Below are 22,942 nucleotides of genomic sequence, written 5' to 3'. Positions count from 1 at the left end.
CATGCAGCAGTTGATTGAATCGGTAGGCGCGCTTTCTCCCGAGAAACGCAAGGCGCTGGCGATTCTACTGGGCAAACAGGGCATTAACCTTTATGGCATCGCGCCGATTTTCCGGCGCGCCGAAGGTGAACCGCTGCTTTTGTCTTATGCCCAGGAGCGGCAGTGGTTTCTCTGGCAGATGGAGCCGGACAGCGCGGCGTACCACATTCCCACGGCGTTGCGCTTGCGCGGCGCCCTGGACATGGCGGTGCTGCAGCGCAGTTTCGATACGCTGATCGAGCGTCACGAAAGTCTGCGCACCGGCTTTGCCCGAGGTGATCAGGACAGGGCCATTCAGCTGATCAAGGCACCGTTTGCCTTGCAGATCGAGGTTCGCGAGCTGGAGGGCGAAGTCGATGAGCCGCGTTTGCGCGCGGCCATCGAAGCCGAGATTGCCCGCCCGTTCGATCTGGAACAGGACACCTTGCTGCGGGTCTGCCTGCTGCGGCTGGCACCGGACGATCACGTTCTGGTGATGGTGCAACATCACATCATTTCCGATGGCTGGTCGATGCAAGTGATGGTCGGCGAACTGATCGAACTCTATGCCGGGTTCAGTCAGGGCGCACCGGCCACGCTGGCACCGTTGCCGATCCAGTACGCCGATTTCGCCCAGTGGCAACGCAGCTGGATGGACGCCGGTGAGCGCGAGCGGCAATTGAGCTATTGGGTCGAACATCTGGGCTCGGATCCGGGCGTGCTGGAACTGCCGGCCGATCATCCGCGCCCGCTGGTGCAAAGCTATCGCGGTGCACGTCTGGACATGCAGCTGGACGCGGCGTTGAGCAAAGACCTGCAGGACCTTGCGCGCCGTGAAGGCGTGACAATGTTCATGCTGTTGCTGGCCGTGTTCCAGACCTTGCTGCATCGCTACAGCGGTCAGGACGACATTCGCATCGGCGTGCCGATTGCCAACCGCAACCGCGCAGAAACCGAAGGGCTGATCGGCTTTTTCGTCAACACCCAGGTTTTGCGCGCCACCCTCGACAGCAGCATGACGTTCAGCGCCTTGCTGGCCCAGGCCAGGCAATCGGCGCTGGGCGCGCAGGCGCATCAGGATCTGCCGTTCGAGCAATTGGTCGAAGCCCTGGCGCCGGAACGCAGCCTGAGCCGCAGCCCGTTGTTCCAGGTGATGTTCAACCATCAGAGTGGCGCGCGGCAGGCCCGGCAGGCCATGCAGTTGCCGGGGCTGGCGGTTGAAAGCGTGAACTGGGACAGCCTCACGGCGCAGTTCGACCTGACCCTGGAAACCCACGAATCGCCGGAGGGCGTGTGGGCCTCGCTGATCTACGCCACGGACCTGTTCGAAGCCACCTCCATCGAGCGTATGGGCAGGCATTTGCAGGCGTTGCTCAAGGGCATCGTCAGCGATGCGCAACAACGTGTCGGCGAATTGCCGTTGCTCGATGCCAGTGAGCGGCAGGTATTGCTGCACGACTGGAACCCTGTTGACGCACCGTTTGCCAGCGACCTGTGCATTCATCAGTTGATCGCCCGGCAGGCCGCGCAGACCCCGGATGCACGCGCGGTGACGTTCGCCGAGTGGCATCTGACCTATGCCGAGCTTGAAGCACGGGCCAACCCGTTGGCGCATGCGTTGATCGAGCGAGGCGTCGGTCCGGAGGTGCGCGTCGGCGTGGCGATGCAGCGTTCGGAGAATCTGCTGGTCGCGCTGCTGGCCGTGCTCAAGGCCGGGGGCGTGTACGTGCCGCTCGACCCGGATTACCCGGCCGACCGCGTTGCCTACATGCTCGAAGACAGCCGGGCGCTGTGCCTGCTGACCGAACGGGACGTCGCCGCCAGTCTGGCGACAGCGGCGGACACCGACGTGCTGCTGATGGACAACGCCGCCGAGGATTTCGCCGCGTATCCGGCGCATGCGCCGCAAACGCGGGTGTCGGCCGACAACCTGGCGTATGTGATTTACACCTCCGGTTCGACCGGCAAACCGAAAGGCGTGGCGATTGCCCATCGCAACGTGCTGGCGCTGATCGACTGGTCGCAATCGGTGTACAGCCGCGACGATATTCAAGGCGTGCTGGCCTCGACGTCGGTGTGTTTCGACCTGTCGGTGTGGGAGCTGTTTGTCACTCTGGCCAACGGTGGTTCGCTGATCATCGCTCGCAATGCGCTGGAGTTGCCGCAGTTGCCGGCCCGCGATCAGGTGCGCCTGATCAACACCGTGCCGTCGGCGATTGCCGCCCTGCAACGCAGCGGCGAGATCCCGCCGAGCGTGCGCATCATCAATCTGGCCGGTGAGCCGCTCAAGCAGTCGCTGGTCGACACCTTGTATGCGCAACCGACGGTCGAGCATGTTTTCGACCTGTACGGCCCGTCGGAAGACACCACCTATTCAACCTGGACACGGCGCACGGCGGGTGGCCAGCCGAGCATCGGCCGGCCGCTGAAACACACCGCCAGCTATGTCCTCGATGGCGAGTTGCAACCGGTGCCGCAAGGCGTCGCTGCCGAACTGTACCTGGCCGGTGCCGGCATCACCCGCGGTTATCTGGCCCGGCCGGCGTTGACCGCAGAAAAGTATCTGCCGAACCCGTTCGGCGCTCCGGGCGAGCGTTTCTACCGTACCGGTGACCTGACGCGTTATCAGCCTGACGGCAACCTGCAATACGTCGGGCGTATCGACCATCAGGTCAAGGTGCGTGGTTTCCGCATCGAGCTGGGTGAGATCGAGGCACGCCTGCTGCAACAAGACTCGGTGCGCGAGCTGGCGGTGCTGGCGCAGGAAGGCGCGAGCGGTCAGCAACTGGTCGCCTACATCGTGCCGAGCGCTGCCCTGGGTAACGCCGAAGAACAAGCGCGGCTGCGCGAAGTGCTCAAGACCGCTCTGCGCGAGCACCTGCCCGAATACATGGTGCCGGCGCATTGGCTGTTCCTCGAAAAACTGCCGCTGACCCCCAACGGCAAGCTTGATCGCAAGGCGCTGCCCAAACCTGACGCAGTGCTGGAGCAGCACACCTATCTGGCGCCGGGTAACGACAACGAACGGCAATTGTGCGAGATCTGGCAGGCCGTGCTCGGGCTGGAACAGGTGGGCGTCACGGATAACTTCTTTGCCCTTGGCGGCGACTCGATCATCTCTATCCAGGTGGTCAGCCGTGCACGTCAGGCCGGCCTGCGTATCACCCCCAAGGATTTGTTCCAGTACCAGACCGTGCAAGGTCTGGCCCGGGTCGCCCAGCGTGGCGACGCGGCGTTCGGCATCGAGCAGGGCGCCGTCACCGGCAGCACGCCGTTGCTGCCGTTCCAGCAACGATTCTTCGAGCTGGCGATTCCCGAGCGTCAGCGCTGGAACCAGTCGTTGCTGCTGAAACCTTCGCAAGCGGTCGACGCCGATGTCCTCGAGCACGCCTTGCAGGCACTGGTTGCGCATCACGACGTCTTGCGCCTGAGCTTCAGCGAAGGTGCCGAAGGCTGGACGGCCACGCACCGCGCGCCGGATAACCGGCCGTTGCTGCAACAGGCGAGCGTGCAGCACGCCGACGAAATCGAAGCGGTGTGCGACGCCGCGCAAGGCAGCCTCGATCTGCAAGACGGCCCGCTGTTGCGCGCCGTGCTGCTGAATGTGGCCGATGGCAGCCAGCGCCTGTTGCTGGCGATCCATCACCTGGTGGTCGACGGTGTGTCCTGGCGCGTGTTGCTGGAAGATTTGCAGAACGCTTGCGAGCAGCTGCAGAACGGCCAGACAGTCAAACTGCCGGCCAAGACCAGCCCGTTCAAGGACTGGGCGCAACGCCTGCAAGCGTTCGCCGGTGGTGAGCTGCAACAGGAACTGACGTGGTGGGCCGGCCAGTTGGGCGAAGCGCCCGCCGATCTGCCTTGTGACAACCCTGCGGCAAGCTTGCAGAACCGTCACGCGGTGAGCGTGGAAACCCGCCTGAATGCGGATCAGACCCGCCAACTGTTGCAGCAGGCGCCCGCCGCCTATCGCACGCAGATCAACGATCTGCTGCTGACGGCGCTGGCGCGAGTGATCTGCCGCTGGACCGGTCAGGCCTCGACCCTGATCCAGCTCGAAGGTCATGGCCGTGAAGCGCTGTTCGACGACATCGACCTGAGCCGCACCGTGGGTTGGTTCACCAGCCTGTTCCCGGTGCGTCTGACCCCGGCCATGGGCCTGGCCGACTCGCTGAAGGCGGTCAAGGAACAGCTGCGTGGCGTACCGAACAAGGGCCTGGGTTTTGGTGCCCTGCGTTACCTGGGCGACGAACACGCGCGGCAGACGCTCGCCGCGCAGCCGGTGCCGCGCATTACCTTCAACTATCTGGGGCAGTTCGACAGCCAGTTCGACGAGGCCGCGCTGTTCGTGCCCGCCAGTGAAAGCACCGGCCGCGAGCAGAGTTCGCTGGCACCGTTGGCCAACTGGCTGGACATCAACGGCAAGGTCTATGGCGGTGAGCTCAGCCTCAGCTGGTCGTTCAGCCACGAAATGTTCAATCAGGCGACGATCCAGCGTCTGGCTGACGACTATGCACAAGAGCTCAATGCGCTGATCGCCCATTGCTGTGAGGCGCACAACCGCGGTGTGACGCCGTCGGACTTCCCGCTGGCTGACCTGACTCAGGCGCAGCTCGATACGCTGATCACCGATCCGCCATCGGTGAACAACATCTATCCGCTGTCGCCGATGCAACAGGGCATGCTGTTCCACACCCTGTACGAACAGGGTTCGGGCGATTACATCAACCAGATGCGGGTGTCGGTGGAAGGGCTTGATGTCGAGCGTTTCCGTCAGGCCTGGCAAGCGGCGCTGGAGGCCCATGACATTCTGCGCACGCGGTTTGTCTGGGGCGGGGCGCAGGCTCAGCCGCTGCAAATCGTCGAACGCTCGGCCACGCTGCCGTTCACCGTTCACGATTGGCGCGGCCAACCGGGCGAAGCGCTGGATGCGCTGGCCGAGGCCGAGCGCAACCGTCCGTTCGATCTGAACGAGGTGCCACTGTTGCGCCTGGTGGTGGTGCGCACCGCGCAAGACCGCCACGAACTGCTCTACACCAGCCACCACATTTTGCTCGACGGCTGGAGCAACTCGCAGTTACTCGGTGAAGTGCTGCAACGCTATGCCGGGCAGGTGCCTGCAGCGCCCATTGGCCGCTACAGCGATTACATCGCCTGGCTGCAGCGTCAGGACAGTCAGCTCAGCGAGCAATTCTGGCTCGAGCGTCTGGCTCAATTTGATGAGCCAACCCGCCTGGCCCAGGGGCTGGCGGATCGGTCGACGAGCGCCGAGGGCGGTACCGGGCACTATCAGCAGTGGATCGACGCCACGGGCACATTGCGCTTGAGCGAGTTTGCCCGTCAGCAAAAAGTCACCCTCAACACCCTGGTGCAAGCGGCGTGGCTGTTGCTGTTGCAACGTTACACCGGGCAATCGACCGTGGCCTTCGGCGCCACTGTGTCGGGGCGTCCGGCCAATTTGCCGGGGGTCGAGCAGCAGGTCGGCCTGTTCATCAACACCCTGCCGGTGATTGCCCGTCCAGAGCCGCAACTGACGGTCAGCCAGTGGCTGCAAACCGTGCAGGAACTCAACGTTGGCCTGCGTGATTTCGAACACACGCCACTGGCCGATATCCAGCGCTGGTCGGGGCAGGGCAGCGATGGCCTGTTCGACAACCTGTTGGTGTTCGAGAACTACCCGATCTCCGAAGCGCTGGAGCAAGGCTCGTCGCTGGGTCTGAATTTCGGCGCGGTCGACACCCGTGAACAAACCAACTTCCCGCTGACGGTCGGGGTCAACCTCGGCGAAACCCTGTCGGTGCATTACAGCTTTGCCGCCGCCTGTTTCAGCGCGCAGGCGATTGTGCGTTTGCACGCGCAACTGGCTTCGTTGCTGGAGCAGTTCGTGCAGTCGGCGAATGCGCGTCTCGGCGCGTTGACCCTGCTCAGCGGTGAAGAACAGCGCCGTCTGCAGGACAGCAATCGTGCGCAACCGTGCACGGATCCGTTGCTGGTGCATCAGCGCATCGCGGTGATCGCGGCGCAGCAGGCGCAACGGGAAGCCGTGCGTTGTGGCGATCAGGCGTTGACTTTCGCCGAGCTTGAAAGCCGGGCCAACCGCCTCGCGCATGTGCTGATCCATGAAGGCGTCGGGCCGGAAGTGCGTGTCGGCGTCGCCCTGCCGCGCAGCCCATCGATGCTGGTGGCGTTGCTCGCGGTGCTCAAGGCCGGCGGCGCCTATGTGCCACTGGATGCCGGTTATCCGCGCGAGCGCCTGGCCTATCTGATCGAAGATTCGGGCATCGCGCTGTTGCTCAGCGATTCGCAACTGCGCCCGCGGTTGCCGCTGAGCACCGGTTTGCGCGCACTGGATCTGGACACGTTGCCGACCGCCGAGTGGCCAGACGTGGCGCCGCAGGTCGAGGTGCACCCGCAAAACCTTGCTTACGTGATTTACACCTCCGGTTCCACCGGCCAGCCCAAGGGTGTATGCGTGGAACACGGACCGCTGGCGATGCATTGCCAGGCGATCGGCCAGCGCTATGAAATGACCCCGGACGATTGCGAGCTGCACTTCATGTCGTTCGCTTTCGACGGCGCTCATGAACGCTGGTTGACCCCGCTGACCCATGGCTCGCGGCTGTTGCTGCGCGATGACAGTCTGTGGAGTCCGGAGCAGACCTATGCCGCCATGCAACAGCACGGCGTGACGGTGGCGGCGTTCCCGCCGGTGTACTTGCAGCAATTGGCCGAGCACGCCGAACAGGTCGGCCAGCCGCCAGCGGTGCGCATCTACTGTTTCGGCGGCGATGCCGTGCCCAACGACAGTTTCGAACGGGCGCGTGCGGCGCTGGCGCCACAGCACATCATCAACGGTTACGGGCCGACCGAAACCGTGGTCACCCCGTTGATCTGGAAGGCCGGGCGCCACGACGAGTGTGGCGCGGCCTATGCACCGATCGGTACGCGGATCGGCGACCGCAGCACCTGCGTGCTCAGCGCTGACCTCAACGCATTGCCACAGGGCGTGATGGGCGAGTTGTATCTGGGCGGCACCGGACTGGCCCGGGGTTATCTGGATCGCCCGGCGATGACCGCTGAACGCTTCGTACCCGATCCGTTCGGGGCGCCGGGCAGTCGTCTGTACCGCAGCGGAGACCTGGTGCGTGAACGCGCCGATGGCGTGTTCGACTATCAGGGCCGCGTCGACAATCAGGTGAAAATCCGTGGTTTCCGCATCGAATTGGGCGAAATCGAAGCGCGCCTGCTGGAGTTGAGCCGGGTGCGTGAAGCCGTGGTGCTGGCGCACGCCGGGCCGAGCGGCAAGCAACTGGTGGCCTATCTGGTACCGACGCAGCCGGTGGAGGAGGCACAACTGGGCGAATGGCGCGACAGCGTGCGCGACGCCCTCAAGGAGAGTCTGCCGGCGCACATGGTGCCGGCGCACTTGATGGTGCTGGCGAACCTGCCGGTGACCCCGAACGGCAAACTGGACCGCAAGGCGCTGCCGGCACCGGACGCCAGCCTGATGCAGAACAGCTACGTGGCGCCGCGCAATGACATGGAGCAACGCATCGCCACGATCTGGGCCGATGTCCTGCGCCTTGAGCGGGTCAGCGCTACGGACAACTTCTTCGAACTGGGTGGTGATTCGATCATCTCGATTCAAGTGGTCGGCCGTGCGCGGCAGGCCGGTATCCAGTTCACGCCCAAGGATCTGTTCCAGCACCAGACCGTGCAGGCACTGGCGGCGGTCGCACAATCGGGCGGCACGGTGCTGAGCATCGATCAGGGGCCGGTCAGCGGGGCGACGCCGTTGTTGCCGTTCCAGCAATGGTTCTTCGCCAGCGAGATCCCCGAGCGGCATCACTGGAACCAGTCGCTGCTGCTCAAACCGGCGATGACTCTGCATGCCGGGACCGTCGCGCAGGTGCTTCAGGCACTGGTTGCGCATCACGATGCCTTGCGCCTGTCGTTCATTGAAACGACTGAAGGCTGGACCGCCACGCACCGCCCGCTCGAGCCTGTGCAGGAACTGCTCTGGCAGCGCACGCTGACGGATTCGGCTGACATCGAAGGGATCTGTCAGCAGGCCCAGGGCAGTCTCGATCTGCTCGACGGGCCGCTGCTGCGCGGTGTGTTGTTCGATCTGCCGGATCACACTCAGCGCTTGATGCTGGTGGTGCATCACCTGGTGGTCGATGGTGTCTCGTGGCGGATCCTGCTGGAAGATCTGCAAACCGCGTTCAGCCAGATCCAGGCCGGGCGCGAGGTCGCGTTGCCGGCCAAGACCAGCGCCTTCAAAGCCTGGGCCGAACGCTTGCAGGCACACACCGCCACCCTCGATGACGAGCAGGCCTTCTGGCGTGAGCACTTGCGCGGGGCGACCGCCACTTTGCCGTGCGAACGTCCGGACGGCAGCCTGGAAAACCGCTACGCGCAAAGTGTGCAGACGCGCCTTGCGCCGGAGCTGACCCGACAATTGTTGCAACAGGCCCCGGCGGCTTATCGCACGCAGGTCAACGACTTGCTGCTGACCGCACTGGCGCGGGTCATCAGTCGCTGGAACGGGCATGCTTCGGCACTGATTCAGCTGGAAGGTCATGGTCGTGAAGACCTGTTCGACGACATCGATCTGAGCCGCACCCTCGGCTGGTTCACCAGCGTGTTCCCGGTACACCTGACGCCGGCCAGCGGTTTCGCTGAATCGATCAAACAGATCAAGGAGCAACTGCGTGCGATTCCCGACAAGGGCATCGGTTTTGGCGCCTTGCGTTATCTGGGCGATGCCTCGGCGCGTCAGGCTCTGGCAGCGCTGCCTGTGCCCAAAATCACCTTCAACTACCTTGGCCAGTTCGATAGCCAGTTCGACGAAGCCGCGCTGTTTCTGCCGGCCGGCGAAAGTGCCGGCAGTGACCTCGGCGAACAGGCCCCGCTGGGCAACTGGCTGTCGGTCAACGGTCAGGTGTATGGCGGTGAACTGAGCCTGTCGTGGAGCTTCAGCGAGCAAATGTTCGACAGCGCGACCGTGCAGGCCGTGGCCGATGAATACGGGCGTGAACTGACGGCGCTGATCGAACACTGCGTGACCCCGGGCAACCACGGCCTGACGCCGTCGGACTTCCCGCTGGCAGCGCTGGACCAGGCACGTCTGGACGGTTTGCCGGTGCCGGTCGCGGACATCGAAGACATCTATCCGTTGTCGCCGATGCAGCAGGGCATGTTGTTCCACACCTTGTCCGATGATGGCGACGATCTTTACGTCAACCAGCTCAACCTGTCGGTCGAAGGCCTCGATATCGAGCGCTTCCGTGCCGCGTGGGAATGCGTGGTGCAGCGTCACGAAATCCTGCGCACGTCGTTCCACTGGCAAGACAGCCAGGCGTCACCGGTGCAGGTCGTCCACCGTCAGGGCATTGTTGACCTGCAAGCGCTGGACACGCCGATGGATGAGGCGCAACTCGCCGAGTTCGCCCGCCAGCAGCGGGTTCAGGGTTTTGAGCTGGATCGCATGCCGTTGCAACGCACGCGCCTGATTCGTCTGGACGCCGACAAGTACCAGTTGATCTGGACCAGCCATCACATCCTGATGGACGGCTGGAGCAGTTCGCAGTTGTTCGGCGAAGTCCTGCAGCACTACGCCACCGGCCAGATCGAGGGCGAGAGCGGTCGTTACCGCGACTTTATCGCGTGGTTGCAGCAGCAGGATTCGGCGCAACTCGAGCAGTTCTGGCGCGGCCACTTGCAGACACTGGTGGAACCGACCGCGCTGAGCCAGGCGATGCACCCGCGTCACGAATCCGCCGAGCACGGCCACCAGGCGTTGTACACCCGTTGGGATGCACAGCAGACCGCCTTGTTGCAGCAGCATTGCCGGGCTCAGGGCATTACCGCCAACACCTTGATTCAAGGCGCATGGTTGCTGCTGTTGCAGCGCTACACCGGTCAGCACAGCGTGGCATTCGGTGCCACCGTGGCCGGGCGCCCGGAAGGGTTGCCGAATGCCGGCAACATGCTGGGGCTGTTCATCAACACCTTGCCGGTGATCCAGACCCTCGATCCGGCGCAGCCGCTGAATGCCTGGCTGAGCAGTCTGCAGGCCTATAACCTCGATCTGCGTGAACATGCTCACGCACCGCTGGCGGATATTCAGCGCTGGTCGGGGCAGGGCGGGCAAGCCTTGTTCGACAGCATCATCGTGTTCGAGAACTACCCGATCGACCAGCGTCTGGAACAGGCACCGGGCGGCCTGCGCTTCGGCGCCTCGGCGAGCCATGACGTGACCAACTTCCCGATGGACCTGGCGGTGCATCTGGGAGAAGAGTTCTCCATCGAGTACCTGTTCCTGCGTGATCGTTTCAGTGTCGAAGCGGTCGAGCGGATCCGCCAGACCATGGAAGTGTTGCTGCACAGCATGATGCGGCAGCCGACGGAGCGTCTGGGCAACCTGCAGCGTCTGGCCGCGGCACAATGGCAGGCCTTGCAGCAGTGGGGCGCAGAACCGGCGGCGGTGCATCGGCGCGCGCTGTTGCCGGCGATGATTGCCGCGCAACGCCCTGAGGCCATTGCCGCCGAATGTGGTGCCGAACAGTTGAGCTACGCGCAACTCGAGTGCCGTGCCAATCAGCTGGCGCATCATTTGATCGCCGCGGATGCCGGTCCGGAAGTGCTGATCGGTGTCGCACTGGAACGTTCGCTCGACATGCTGGTGGCTCTGCTCGCCGTGTTCAAAAGCGGCGCTGCCTATGTGCCGCTGGACATCGACTATCCGGCCGATCGCCTGGCTTTCATGATCGAAGACTCCGGCATGCGTCAGATGATCAGCCGTGGCGCCGCCAGCCAGCGTTTGCCATTGCCGGCGAACCTGCCATTGCTTGATCTCGACCTTTTCGACGGCAATCAGTACCCCGACACGGCCCCGCAAGTACAGACCTGTGATGACAGCCTCGCCTACCTGATCTACACCTCGGGCTCCACCGGTTTGCCCAAAGGTGTGGCGGTGACCCACGGACCGCTGAGCATGCATTGCCAGGCAATCCGTGAGTTGTACGAGATGGATGCCGGCACGCGCGAATTGCACTTCATGTCGTTCGCGTTCGACGGCGCCCATGAACGCTGGCTGACCACCCTGGCCTTTGGCGGCACGCTGGTGCTGCGCGATCATGAACTGTGGACACCGGAGCAGACCAGCCACGCCTTGCTCAACCGTTCGATCGATATTGCCTGCTTCCCGCCGGCCTACCTCAAACAGGTGGCCGAGTATGTCGAGGCCAGCGGCATGGCCGTGCCGAAGGTGCGCATTTACTGCCTTGGGGGTGACGCGGTGCCGGAGCAGACCCTGGCGCAAGTGCGCCGCGTGTTGCAACCGCAGTACATCACCAACGGTTACGGCCCGACCGAAACCGTGGTCACGCCAATGCTCTGGAAAGCGCCGAACAATGAAGCCTGCGCTGCCGCCTATGCGCCGATCGGGCGAGTGGTCGGCCAACGCTCGCTGTGGGTACTGGACGACGATCTCAATCCGCTGCCACAGGACTTGTCCGGCCAGTTGTATATCGGCGGCTACGGGGTTGCCCGTGGTTACCATGGCCGTGCGGCCATCACCGCCGAGCGCTTCGTGCCGGATCCGTTCGGGGCACCGGGCAGCCGTCTGTACCGCAGCGGCGACCTGGTGCGCCTGCGCCATGACGGCATCCTCGATTACGTCGGCCGCGCCGACCATCAGGTGAAGATTCGCGGTTTCCGCATCGAACTGGGTGAAATCGAAGCCTGCCTGCGCGCTCAGGACGGTGTCACCGATGCCGTGGTCATCGCCCGTGACGGCGTCTCCGGCAAACAGTTGATCGGCTATGTGGTCAGCACCGACGACAACGCCGGCGAGCGTCTGAAGACCCTGTTGCGCGCACAGTTGCCCGAATACATGGTGCCGCTGCAGATCATGAGTCTGGCGCGCCTGCCGATCTCGCCGAACGGCAAACTGGACCGCAAGGCGCTGCCCGAGCCTGAGTTTTGCGCCGATCAATATCAGGCGCCGCGCAACGAGCAGGAAGCGTGGCTGGCCGAGATCTGGGCCGATGTCCTGCAAGTGGAGCAGGTCGGCATCAGCGACAACTTCTTCGAGTTGGGCGGTGATTCGATTCTCAGCCTGCAAGTGATTTCCCGGGCGCGGAACCATCCGCAACTGAAACTGGACATCAAGCTGCGCGACCTGATGCGCTTCCAGACCATTGGCAACCTGTTCGACCAGCAAGCGGTCGCGCGCTCGAGCCAGACCGCCGACAGCAGTCATGTAGCTCAGGCGGGGGCGTTTGGTCTGTTGCCGATCCAGGAATGGTTCTTCGCCGAGGGGATGAGCGAACCGCATCATTTCAACCAGGCGATGATGCTGCGTTCGCGCCAGGCGCTGGATGCCCCGGCGCTGGAGCAGACGCTGCGGTTGATGCTGGCGCAGCACGACTCATTGCGGCTGCGCTTCTATCAGGATCAGGGCCGCTGGTTGCAGCACTATCAAACGCTGCAGGACAGCTTGTGCATCGCCGGGCACAACCCGTTGCTGTGGCAGCGTGAGATCAGCGACATCGAGCAACTCGACGCACTGGTCAATGAAGCCCAGCGCAGCCTCAACCTGCTCGAAGGGCCACTGATGCGCGGCCTGCTGGTGAATCTGCCGGACGGCGAGGTGCGCTTGCTGTTGGTGGTGCATCACCTGGTAATCGATGCGGTGTCGTGGCGGGTGTTCCTGCAAGACCTGCAACTCGCGTACGAGGCGTTCAGCCAGGGTCGCGAGCCGCAACTGGCGCAGCGCACCAGCAGCTATCGCGCCTGGGCCGATGGCCTGGCGGCGCAGGTGCCGGCACTGGTCGGGCAAGAGCTGGATTACTGGCTCGGACAACTGGATCAGCCGGGCAAGGATCTGCCGTGTGACAACCCGCGCGGCAAGAACCTGGTGCGTTTTCGCGAAGAAACGTTCATGGGGCTCGACGCCACCCGCACCGGGCAACTGCTCAAACAGGCGCCGGCGGTGTACGGCACCCAGATCAACGATCTGCTGCTGACCGCCCTCGGTCGTGTGCTGTGTCGCTGGAGCGAGGCCGAGTCGGTGCTGGTGCAACTGGAAGGGCACGGTCGTGAGGACCTGGTCGAAGGTCTGGATCTGAGCCGCACGCTTGGCTGGTTCACCACCATGTTCCCGGTGCGGCTGGCGCCGTTGGCGGAGCAGGATTTTGGCGCTTCGATCCTGGCGGTCCGCGAGCAGTTGGCTGCTGTGCCGCAGAAAGGCGTCGGCTACGGCGCGCTGCGCTACATGGCGGATGCATCGGTGCAACAGCGTCTGGCGGCGTTGCCCCAGGCGCGGCTGACCTTCAACTATCTGGGACAGTTCGACCAGACCTTTGACGAGCAGGCGATGTTGATGCCGGCGCACGAGCACATCGGCGATGTCTACAGCCTGGATGCCAACCTCGGCAACTGGCTGGAAATTGTCGGTCAGGTGTTCGACGGCAAGCTGTCGATGCGTTGCATGTACAGCACCCGTCGCTTCCGCCCAAGCACCATCGAGACCTTGATGCAGCAGTATCAGGCCGAGCTGGAAGCGCTGGTCGAGCATTGCCTGCAACAGTCGGCGGGTTGAGCCGGTCTTTAACTTTTTGAGAGGGCCGGTGCGCATTGTGCGCATCGGCCCGGGATGGGGTGCATGTCATTGAATTCGGAAGTAGCGGCGTTTCTTGATCTGGTCGAAGACAGTCGGAACGTTGCGTTTCACCAAGGGACACCCGAGCAGGCCCGGGAGGCGTTCGAGCAGTCCTCGCAACAGATGCGTTGGGAGGTGCCGGATGTCGAAGTGAGTGAGGTGCGACACCTTGCCCGCGACGGCGCCGAGCTGACCTTGCGGCTGTACCGTCCGTTGCACAAGGACGGTGTCTTGCCGGTGCTGCTGTTTTTGCACGGCGGTGGTTTCGTCGTCGGCAGCCTCGACTCCCACGACGGTATTTGCCGTGAGTTCTGCGCGCACACCCCGTGTGCGGTGCTGTCGGTGGGTTACCGCCGCGCGCCGGAACACAAATTCCCGGTGGCGTTGCACGATTGTGCCGATGCCCTGGATTGGCTGCGCGAACAGGCCGGCGAATTCGATCTCGATCTGTCGCGCCTGGTGTTTGGCGGCGACAGCGTCGGCGCCACGCTGGCGACCGTGCTGGCGCTTGAGGCGCGCGCGCCCGGCGCGCTGAAGCCGTGCCTGCAATTGCTCTGCTACCCGGTGACCGACGCCTCGCAGCGCCGAGAGTCGATGGACTTGCTCGGTGAAGGCTACCTGCTGGAAAGCGAAACGCTGGAATGGTTCTACCAGCACTACGCCCGCAGCATCGAGGATCGCCGCGACTGGCGCTTCTCGCCACTGCTGAGCCCCGACCTCCAGGGCGCAGCCCCGGCCTACGTGGCGCTGGCCGGTTTCGATCCGCTGGTCGATGAAGGCCGCGCCTACGCCGAGCGTCTGGCGGCGGCGGGCGGCTTGCTCGAATGCCGCGAGTTCGGCGGCCACGTGCATGACTTTTTACGCATGCGCATGGTCACCGAAGAGGTCGAGGCGATCTATCAGGAACTGGTGAGCGTGCTGCGCACCGTGATGTATCCCGAAACGGTCTGATCCGCCCTGGCCTGATGTGCGCTTCATTCCACATCAGGCCTTCAATACCCGTCCCTGTGGGAGCGAGCCTGCTCGCGAAGAGGCCGGTCGTGACGTCCGGTTTCAGGCGCTTGGCTGTTCCGGTTTGAAACCTTGTCTGCCGTTGGTGTAGTTCGAATTACACCTGGCTTCCTTCCGCATGCTTTGCTGTGTCATTAAACGTTCATCCCAAAAAAAAGCGCCACGGTCAGACCGGGGCGCTTTTTGTATTGCAGCGGTTAAATCAGAACGTGTACTTGAAGCCGGTCATGATGTTGCGCGGTGCGCCGTACATGCCGTGGTCGCCGGCGTAGCTGAGGTATTCGCGGTCGAATACGTTGTTCAGGTTGACCGAGGCGCTGAGGTTTTTGCTGATGTCGTAGCGTGCCAGCAGGTTGGTGACGGCGTAGCTGCCTTGCTGGAAGGTATGCAGGTCGGCACCGGTCTTGCTCTGCCAGTTCACGCCGCCGCCGACGGTGACTTTGTCCAGGATGCCCGGCAGGCGATAGCTGGTGAAGGTCTTGAGGCTGTGACGGGGCAGGGTGGTGACGATGCGGTTGTCATCGGCATCGGTGCTGACGGCATAGGCGTAACCGGCAGACGCTTGCCAGCCTTCGGCCAGTTCGCCATCGAGGGTGAATTCAGCACCTTTGGTGGTGGTGCCCTGTTCGGACTTGTAGGTGTTGCCGCCCGGGGTGTCGATCCAGATCGCCAGGTTGTCCTGCTCGATCTTGAACAGCGCGAAGCTGGAGTTCAGCTTGCCATCGAAGTGGCTGCCCTTGACGCCGACTTCGTAGCCGGTGCCTTCCATCGGATCCAGAGGCTTGTTGTTGATGTCGCGAACCCAGGACGATTGCGGGTTGAAGATCTTGGTGTAGCTGGCATACAGCGACCAGGTGTCGTTGACGTCGTAGACCACACCCGCGTAAGGAATGTAGACACCGGTTTCCGATTCTTTGGTCTTGGTTTCTGCTGCGCCGTACGGCTTGTCTTCGGTGTCACGATGCCAGTCGACCACGCGGCTGCCGAGCAGGATGCTCAGGTCATCGGTGGCGCGCAGCCGGGTGGCCAGGTAAGCGGCGTATTGCGTTTCATCGACGGTGGATTTGCCGGTGACGTTGAATTCGGGTTTGACCGAGTTGCCGTTCCAGTTCAGCAGGTTGTCGATGGCACCGGCCGGGGAATTGGAGTAGTCGGTTTTCCAGCCACCGTAGCTCGGCACGTTTTCGTAGTAGTTGGACAGGGTCACACCGGCAATCAGCTCGTGCTCGCGTCCCAGCAGGCCGAACGGGCCGGTCAGGTAGGCGTCGATGTTGTTCTGGCGCGGGGTGCCGGAGAAGCGTACCGGCAGTTGGGTGGTGCCGCTGCCGTCTGGGTTCAGGGTGCCGTTGACGTAGTTGAAGACCTCGTCGAATTTGTTTTCGGAGTGAGTCAGTTCGACCTTGCCGCTCCAGCCATTGCCGAACTGTTGTTCGATCGAGGTGAAGAAGCTGGTTTGTTCGTGGTCGTTGTAAGACCAGGTCTGCGCCGAGTTCAGGGAACGCTTGAGGTTGGTGCGCGAACCGTCGGTGAAGCGCGTCGGCAGGCCCGAACGCATTGGCGAATCGACGTCGGTGCGCTGGTAGCTGAAGCCCATGGTCAGCAAGGTGTCTTCGCTCAGGTCGAATTCGGTGATGCCATACATCAGCTGCGAATCCTGCTTGTAGCGGTCAATCCAGGACTGTTCGGTCTTGAAGTCGCCGACCAGACGGCCACGGATGTTGCCGGTTTCGGTCAACGGCCCGGAGACATCGAAACCGGTGCCGTAGCGATCCCAGTTGCCGGCCTCGGCGGTGACGCTGGCCTGAGCCTCGGCGGTCGGGCGCTTGCGGATCAGGTTGATGGTGGCCGAAGGGCTGCCCAGGCCGCTGATCAGGCCGGTGGCGCCACGCACCACTTCCACCCGGTCGTACATCGCCATGCTCTGGGTGTAGTTGTCCATGCGCTTGACGGTCGGCACGCCGTCGATTTCGAAGTTCTGGATCTCGAAACCACGGGAGAAGTAGCCGTCGGACTCGGCGCCCTGACCGTCACGCAGCACGATGATGCCCGGAGTGGCGTCGAGGGTATCGCTGAGGTTGGTCAGGTGCTGGTCGTCCAGGCGCTGACGGGTCATGACGGTCAGGGACTGCGGGGTTTCCTTGGGAGTCAGGTTCAGGCGCGTCGAACTGCTGGACGAGTACGTGGTGTACAGCCCGGACCCTTCAGTGGTCGAGCCCGGCGCCTTGCCGGAAATCGATACCGCGCCCAGCTCCAGCGCGTTTCCCGCGTCTGCACCGGTGGCCGGCACCAGCGAAACCGAGTTGCCGGTCAGTTGATAGGTCATGCCGCTCCCCAGCAGCAAGTTGTCCAGCGCCTGTTTCGGTTCCAGGTGACCGGATACCGCGGTCGAGTTCAGGCCAGCCAGGGATTCCGGGCTGTAGAGAATCTGCAGATTGGCTTGTTGCCCAAGCTGTTGCAGTGCCCGGGACAGCGGTTGCGCAGGGATGTTGACGTCGACCGGCGTCGCTTGAACCTGGGTGCTGCCCAATAGCATCAGCGTCAGCAGAGCACCTGACAGCATTGCGCCACGCGGATTGCGGCGGGAGATGGCCTCGGCCAGAGGGGTGCGGGACAACTTTAAGGCTTGCATTTGCTCGGGATGCTCCTGAAGTGCGAGTGCAGTTTTATTAGTTAATGATAATTAGACGCAACACTGCGTAAAAACCGGAAAAAATCCCGCGACCCGCGAAGAACTCTGCTATCGCGCGAAAGCGGGATCAGCTCATCCCTGAGCGGTTGGCGTATCAGGCCGGGTTGAGCGCGGTTTTGACTTTGCCGGCATCCATGCGCACCAACTGGTCGGCGACATCGAAATAACGGTCATCGTGGGAGATCACGATGATGGTCTTGCCCAGTCGTTTGAGGTCGGGCAGCAGCTCGGTGTAGAAGATCCGGCGGAAGGTCGGGTCCTGATCCGCGGCCCATTCGTCGAACACCAGCACCGGGCGCTCCTCCAGCCACGCATTGACCAGCGCCAGACGCTTGCGCTGCCCGGTGGACAGGTCAGTGGTGGTGAAGCTGCCGTCCTGCACGCTGACCTTGTGGGCGATTTCCAGGCGTTGCAGGTATTTGTTGGCGTCGTCGGGAATGTGCGTATCGCCTTGCACCACGTCATCGAACAGGTAGTAGTCGGCAAAGACCGTGGTGAACAACTGGCGGTAATCATCGCGGGTGAGGGCGGTCACGCATTCGCCGTTGAGGCGGATTTCTCCCTGCTGCGGCGGATACAGACCCAGCAGCAGTTTGATCAGGGTGGTCTTGCCGCAGCCGTTCTCGCCGACGATGAAGACGATGTCGCCTTGTTCGATCTTCAGGTTCACCGGCCCCAGCGTGAACGGGTTGGCCTCGCCCACGGCCGGGAAGGCGTAGCGCACGTCTTTGAGTTCCAGGCTCTGCACCGGCTCGGCTTTCTGGCCCTGATCGCTGAGCAGCAGATGCGGCTCGGGCGAGGAGAATTGCGCCGACAGTTCAGCGATGCGGCGGAAGGCGATCTGCGCGCGGCTGACCACCGGCAAGGTGCCGACCAGGTGTTCCAGCGGACCTTTCATGTACAGCAGCACCAGAACAAAACCGCTCATCACGGTTTTGTCAGCGCTGGGCCAGAACGATTGCAGGGCCAGCGCCAGACCGATGACCACAAAGAACAGCATCGAGCCGAAACTCTTGGCAATCACGAACGTGTTGATCGATTTGATCTGGGTCTTGCAGATGAAATCGGCAGTGCCCTTGATGCCGCTGTTGAACATGCGCTGGCGGCGCGGGCGATGAATGCGCAGTTCCTTGGCGCCTTCGGCAATCGCGTTGTAGTGCTTTTGCAGTTCGTCTTCAGCGTCACGGGCGGCGAAGAAGCCCTTGATCCCGCGACCCTGGGCGAAGTACTGGATGCCAGTGCCGATCAGGATCGCCACAACCATGATCAGGAACATTGGCCACGACAGCATCGCCAGGTAGCCCATGCAACCGAGGGTGACGGTCAGCGAGATGGCCAGGGGGGCGAAGGCGAAGGCGAAGTCGCTGATGGTGTCAACGTCATGCGTCAGCACCGGAATCAGGCGATGGCTGCGATAGCGTTCAATCTGCTCGATCGGTGCCGACAGCACTTTCTCACCCAGCTGTTTGCGCAGGGTGGCGATGATGTGCTGGCCGACATAGTTGGTGCCGATGTCGGAACAGATCGAGCTGAGCAGTGCCAGCACGCACAGGCCGCCGAACAGCGCGACTACGCCTTGGGTCAGACCGGATTCGGAGTGCAGCGCATTATTGATGGTGGCCAGCAGGACCGTGACACTCAGGCCACCGACCATACCCAGAATGACCGACAGTGCGACGACGAGCCGAAAAGGTTTGAGTAGGGTGAACAATTCATGAATTGCACCGCGCGTAGGCTGGGTCATGACAGGACAGTTCCTTGGGTCGTAAGGCAGATACCCAGTAGAACGTCTGATCAGGTGCGTAATTTAGACGGTCGCCGACTGGCGGCGACCGGGGGAGGGGGAGAAGCGTTACTGCCGATTACAACTCACGCACGACACGGAAACCGATCCAGTCGCCACGGGTTTTCGGATCGATGTCGTTGCGGTTGCCCGAGCGGGAGAATACCGGCGCCTCACCCCAGTCATTGCCGCGAATGCGCAGGGTCTCGCAGTTGGGTTCAAGCCACGCGCTGCCATCGGTTGGCGCACCGTTGTAGTCCGGGTGATAGCAGTCTTCGACCCACTCATAGACATTGCCGTGCATGTCGTACAGGCCAAAGGCGTTGGCCGGGTAGCTGCCCACCGGCGAGCTGAAGCTGTAACCGTCCGCCGGGCCGTAGGTGTTGGCGTGTTTGGCGATGCTGTAGCCCTTGCCCTCGTCGAACGGGAAGGGGAACGGTCCTTTGGATCCTGCCCGGGCACCGTATTCGCGCTGGGCTTCGCTGAGCATGCTGTATTTCTGCCCGGTTTTTTTCGACAGCCAGGCGACGTAGTTCTTGATGTCCTGGAAATCCATGCACACGGCCGGCTGACGCGGGGTTTGCGGGTAGCGCGGTTTGCTTGCGATGCACTCGCGACCAGGGCGCGTGTCGCCGTTGGCGATCACCGCACCGCTCTCGCGAATGTAGCTGTCCCATTCACCTGCGGTGATCTGGAAGCGGCTCATGGCGAAGGGTTTGGCGAAGGTCACTTCGTGCATCGGGCCCTCGTCGGGTTCGCGGCCCACTTCATCCTCCGGCGTGCCCATGGTGAAGGTGCCGGCAGGCAGTACGACCATTTCCGGGCAGTCTTTGCAGTCCTTGAATACTTTGCCTGCGGCGGGCGGTGTCGCGGCCTGCGCGGCGCTCGGCAGCAGACCGGTCATAAGGGCGGCGAGGGCCAGTGCCTTGAGCGCGCTGGCGCCGTGGGCAGGGGTCAACAGATCACGTTTCATGAGTCATCTCGTTTAAAGGAAAGCGGGGTCTCACAACTGTTTGTCGAGTACGGCCATGAAACGCTCAATGTCGTTTTCGCTGTTCAGCAGGCCGGGCGCAATGCGGATCACCGGGCCGACGTCGCGCTCCACCGCGTCACACACCACGCGGTTTTGCATGAGCCGGGCGGCGACCTGATCGCAGTCGCGATCCTTGATCCGGAAGAAGGTGAAACCGGCGGACAGATCGGTGCTGCGGGGTGTCACCAGTTCCATCGAGCGGTGTTCCAGCAAGCGGTTCTTGGCGTAGGTGTTGAGTTCGTGAATGCGCGTTTGCACCTCGCGCTTGCCCAGCGACAAATGCAGCTTGAACGCTTCGTCCAGCGCCCAGCGGTGTTCGAAACTGTGATACCCGCCGGGGGTCATGATGGTCGAGAACGTGGTGGCTTCAGAGAAGGTCGGGATGGTCGGGGTGACGTCCTTGAGTTCGCTGGAACGTGCGCAAATGATCCCGGTGCCGCGGGGGCCGAACATCCACTTGTGGGTGCCGGCGATAAAGAAGTCGCAGTGCATGTCGGGGAAGTCGAGGTCGTCGACACCGAAACCATGCACGCCGTCGACGACGTACAGGATGCGATCCTTTTCCTCTCGCTGGCGATTGTGCCGGTCCACCAGTTTGCCGATCTCGCCGATCGGCAGTTTCACGCCGCTGCCCGATTGCACCCAGGTCATGCCCAGTACGCGGGTTTCGGGGCGAATGCCCTGGTCGATACGGGTCAGTATTTCGTCGACGGACGCCTTTGCGCTGCTGTCGAACAACTTCAGTTTGCGCACCTTTACGCCATCTTTCTGTTGGCGATAACCCAGCGTGTAGTGGGTTGAGTAGTGCTCGTGTTCGGTGGTGAGAATTTCCTGATCGGCACGCACATGGATGCCGCCATAGATCAGCGCCAGACCTTCGGTGGTGCTGCCGGTGAGTGCGATCTGTTCGGGCTTGGCCTTGAGGTAGCGACCGGCCCATTCGCGCACGGCTTGCTCGCGTTTTTCGGTTTCACCCAGATCCCAGTCCATCGCTCGTCCGGGATTGCGGTCGAGGGTCACTCGATAGCGTTCGATGGCTTCGCGTACCGGGCGCGGATGGGATGTCACGAGGAAGTTGGCGAAATGCAGATAATCCGGATCCTGATCGAACAGCTGGCGCAATCGGTCCCATTTGTTCCCGGCGAGCGGTTGTGGGTTGGCGGCGCGGGCCGGCAGGTTGATGGCAGCGCCCAGGGGCAGGCCGGCGGCAAGGATGCCGGCCTGCTTGAGGAAAGAACGACGGTTGGTCATGAGTTCTGATCGCTTGTTCGAGAGGTGTCAGCGGTTGACGACAGGTTTGGAGGATTTTTGTACCTGTTCCCAGACTCGCAGGAAGTTGCCGCCCCACAATTTGGCAATGTCGGCCTCGCTGTAACCACGGGAGATCAACTCGGCGGTTACGTTGCGCGCTTCGCTGACGTCCTTCCAGCCGTCCAGGCCGCCGCCGTCGTTGAAGTCGGAACTGATCCCGACATGGTCGATACCGATTTTCTTCACGGCGTAATCAATGGCGTCGCCGAAATCCTTGAGGTTGGCTTTGGGCTCTTCGTCGACGATTGCGTAGAGCTGGCCGGCGTACTCGCCAAAGCGTTGTTCCGGCCACACGGTGATGATCGGGTCGCCCGGCATCAGCGCCATCTCCAGGCCCTGCAACGGCTGCAGGTCAAACCTGGCCCGCAATGCGTTGAGCTTGTCCCGGGTCGCCTGGCTCAACGGACGCAAGTAAGTCGGGAAACCGACGATCTGCACCACGCCGCCGCTGTTCTTGATCAGTTGCATTTCCTGGTCGCTGATATTGCGCGGGATATCCACCAGCGCCCGCGGTGCCGAATGGGAGGCCACGATCGGTGCGCGACTCAGCTGTGCGACCTGTTCCAGTGCCTTGGTCGACATCTGCGAGACATCGATGATGACGCCCAGATCGTTGAGGCGATGCACGGCCTGTTTGCCAATGTCCGACAGACCGCCAAGCGCATCGCGGGTGTCATTGAAAAACGGCAGTGGTCGTGAAGAATCGGCCCAGTCGTTGTTGCCCACGTAACTGAAACCGAACATGCGCATGCCGCGTGCGGCCCACTTGTCCAGGGCGTTCAGATCGTTGCCCAGTGGATAGGCGTTGAGCATGCTCATGAAAATCGCAAACTTGCCTTCGCCATGCAGGCGGCGGAAATCGTCCGGGGTGTAGGCGATGGCAACCTGATTGGGGAAATCGCGCACCAGGGAGCTGATGATCTTGTAGCGGGTTTCCTGTTCCAAGCGTGCTTCTTCGACAAATCCGGCAGTCGGACGGTGTGGCGCGTTGGCGCCGTTCCAGATTTCCGGCCAGCCGAAGATCGTCAGGGCGGCCCCGGACAGGCGTCCGCGGGCGGTTTTCACCAGATCGAACTGGCCGCTGCCATCCTTGTCGGCTTCGTTGCCGGCCGTGCCGAAATCCAGCGGCACGGTGATGTGGCTGTCGAAAGAGAGGATGCGATCCTGCAGCGCATCGGCTTGCTGCATGACTTTGACCGGGTAACCGGGATTGTCCTTGAACCAGTGTTCCCAGACCGCAAAGCCTGCGGCAGCACTGATCGCCAGGGCCAGCGGCAGGCCGATGTAAAGAGCCTTTTTCGAACGTGGTTTTGTCATTGCCATCTCAGTCAGGTTCGCCGTCGAGGTGCAGGCGCAAGGGCCTTTGCTATCTGGGTGGAACGACTGAGCAGCCGGGTAATTTAGGTCTGGCGCAAAAGAACACAGCTTGAG

Annotated in this window: 7 protein-coding genes; 2 read left to right on the top strand and 5 right to left on the bottom strand. The window is 62.7% G+C overall.

The window, feature by feature from the left end:
* Position 1 precedes the first annotated feature (1 nt).
* On the top strand, positions 2 to 13,624 hold the full coding sequence (locus tag CAF79_RS21450; RefSeq protein ID WP_085700191.1) for a non-ribosomal peptide synthetase: 13,623 nt from the start codon (positions 2 to 4) through the stop codon (positions 13,622 to 13,624).
* Between the two features lie 63 nt (positions 13,625 to 13,687).
* Complete coding sequence (locus tag CAF79_RS21445) at positions 13,688 to 14,635, top strand: alpha/beta hydrolase (RefSeq protein WP_085700190.1); 948 nt, start codon at positions 13,688 to 13,690, stop codon at positions 14,633 to 14,635.
* A 262-nt stretch (positions 14,636 to 14,897) separates the two neighbouring features.
* Here the strand turns inward: CAF79_RS21445 and CAF79_RS21440 are convergent, their stop codons facing one another.
* The 5 genes from CAF79_RS21440 to pvdM form a co-directional block, all read right to left on the bottom strand.
* A complete protein-coding gene (locus CAF79_RS21440; protein ID WP_085700189.1) occupies positions 14,898 to 17,324 on the bottom strand; it encodes a TonB-dependent receptor in 2,427 nt (808 codons plus the stop codon).
* Positions 17,325 to 17,478: 154 nt separating this feature from the next.
* Positions 17,479 to 19,128, bottom strand: coding sequence for a cyclic peptide export ABC transporter (locus CAF79_RS21435; RefSeq protein WP_085700188.1), 1,650 nt, complete (start codon positions 19,126 to 19,128; stop codon positions 17,479 to 17,481).
* A gap of 118 nt (positions 19,129 to 19,246) precedes the next feature.
* On the bottom strand, positions 19,247 to 20,140 hold the full coding sequence (locus tag CAF79_RS21430) for a formylglycine-generating enzyme family protein (protein ID WP_085700187.1): 894 nt from the start codon (positions 20,138 to 20,140) through the stop codon (positions 19,247 to 19,249).
* Positions 20,141 to 20,170: 30 nt separating this feature from the next.
* Positions 20,171 to 21,451: an aminotransferase class V-fold PLP-dependent enzyme gene (locus CAF79_RS21425; RefSeq protein WP_085700186.1), complete on the bottom strand. Its 1,281-nt coding sequence runs from the start codon at positions 21,449 to 21,451 to the stop codon at positions 20,171 to 20,173.
* A gap of 27 nt (positions 21,452 to 21,478) precedes the next feature.
* Positions 21,479 to 22,828 carry a pyoverdine-tailoring dipeptidase-like protein PvdM gene (gene pvdM / locus CAF79_RS21420; RefSeq protein ID WP_085700185.1) on the bottom strand — a complete coding sequence of 450 codons (1,350 nt, stop codon included), beginning with the start codon at positions 22,826 to 22,828 and terminating at the stop codon, positions 21,479 to 21,481.
* Positions 22,829 to 22,942 lie beyond the last annotated feature (114 nt).

Origin of the sequence: Pseudomonas sp. B26(2017), from assembly GCF_002113045.1 — a bacterium.
In the GTDB taxonomy this organism is placed as follows: domain Bacteria; phylum Pseudomonadota; class Gammaproteobacteria; order Pseudomonadales; family Pseudomonadaceae; genus Aquipseudomonas.
This window is presented reverse-complemented; position numbering and strand designations above follow the sequence as displayed.